Source organism: Micromonospora sp. NPDC047707 (assembly GCF_040704235.1).
In the GTDB taxonomy this organism is placed as follows: domain Bacteria; phylum Actinomycetota; class Actinomycetes; order Mycobacteriales; family Micromonosporaceae; genus Micromonospora.
The window spans coordinates 1-1,627 of sequence record NZ_JBEYSU010000142.1; the positions used below are offsets into that span (position 1 = coordinate 1).

At 67.0% G+C, this 1,627-nt stretch carries 1 protein-coding gene; it reads right to left on the minus strand.

Going from position 1 to position 1,627, the window contains the following annotated elements:
* Positions 1–75 precede the first annotated feature (75 nt).
* A complete protein-coding gene (locus tag AB0873_RS32495) occupies positions 76–1,407 on the minus strand; it encodes a transposase (protein WP_366604622.1) in 1,332 nt (443 codons plus the stop codon).
* Positions 1,408–1,627: the final 220 nt, after the last annotated feature.

The following is a 1,627-nucleotide window of genomic DNA, read 5'->3' on the forward strand; positions in this document are numbered from 1 at the left end:
CGCCGAACACGAGGCACTACACGCGATGACCCACCCGGTCACCGCAGCCCTGAAAACCAGCTAACCAACTCTCCATCAAACCCGGGGCTTGACAGGGCTCCAGTTGGTGTTGGTCTGTCCTTGGGGGCAGGTGACCTGCCGGGTGTCGAAGTCGATGGTGAAGCAGGTCTTGTCGTAGCCGGTGCCGGCGCGGGCCTGGGCGGACTGGTCGAGCAGGGCCGGGGTGACCAGGGTGACCCGGTAGCGGCTGGCGGCGGTGGCGATGGTCTCGGCCGAGGGGTAGCCGGAGTCGAGGTAGTGCTCGTCAGGGAGCAGCCGGCGGTCGTGGAGTTGCTGGTGGATGCCGGTGGTGGCTTTCACGTCCGGGATGGTGGCCGCGGTGGTGGCCACGTTGACGATCAGGTTAGGTGTCGACCGGGGCTCGGGTTCACCGTCGTGGTCGCCGGGGCTGTCGGGTTCGCTGTCGTTGTCGCAGGTCTCGGTCAGGTGGACCTTGTAGCCGTTCCAGAACAGGTCGTCGCCTTTGGCGGCCCACCGGGTATCGGTGTCATACGGAGAGGTGATCCGCGTTCTGGCGGGCGGGAGACCGTCCGTGTCCGCCTCCCGCCGCCGGATCACCTCCCGTCTCCTGCTATCGGTGGTGATCAGGTAGTTCTGTACCAGCATGACCCGTAGGGTCTGCACGGCGGGCAGTTCGGCCAGCCAGACCGGAGCCTCGCTGGCGAACACCGCGCGCAGCAGGGTGACCGCGTCGGTGCCGTAGACGTGGGCAAGCCGATCCCGCTTGGCCGCCGACGTGGGCAGCCGCCAGGAATCGATCCGCGGCCCGTACCGATGCGCCCACTCGCCGACGTCGATCACCGTGGCCAGCCAGCCGGGAGCGACCACCGACAACGCCTCCAGGCAGGCCCGTACCGACTCACCGGCGAATTCCAACCGGTTGAGGTCACGCACCGCGCTGATCACATGGGTGGAATCGGTGCGCTGCTTGCCGCCGGCGCCGATCAAACCCTTACCGGCCAGCACGGTCAGCATCGTGGTGAAGACCTGCTCTTCCAGGCCGTGCTCGACCAACCGGGCCCGGAACTTGCTCAACACGCTGGCGTCGAATCCCGGGTCGGTCAGCTCCAGGCCGAGCGCGTACTTCCAGTCGATCGCCCGCGCGAGCATCTGCGCGGCCTGCCGATCAGTCAAATTCTCTGCGAACTGCAGGGCGGTCACCAGCGCCAACCCGCCCGGCGACTCGGCCGGGGCGCCCCGCATCCCGAACGCGGCAACGAACTGCTCGTCGGTGAACACCTCACCCAGATGATCCCGAGCGGACATCGCCACACTGCCGTTCGGAAACGCCGCCCGGGCCACCAGCACCGTCTGCTCCGGAATCTCGACCCGCGACCGCGGCTGCATCGACACCTGTACACCCCTCCCGCAGGCAGAAACAACGAGAACACGACTGCGATCAGGGATCATCACCCCAGAACCAGCCCGTCAGAACAATCCCGACGGTGTGTCACGAATTCGGCAGCAGAGTCTAGGCCGGTGGGGCCCGGGTGATGCGGGCTGTCCTGGCCCGGGGCCTATTCTGCGTTCGTGGATGGTGATCAGGCACTGGAGCGATATCGCTACG

Bases quoted from the DNA above. Each gene is read 5' to 3' on its own strand.
- AB0873_RS32495 (WP_366604622.1), bottom strand. From the start codon at position 1,407: ATGCAGCCGCGGTCGCGGGTCGAGATTCCGGAGCAGACGGTGCTGGTG.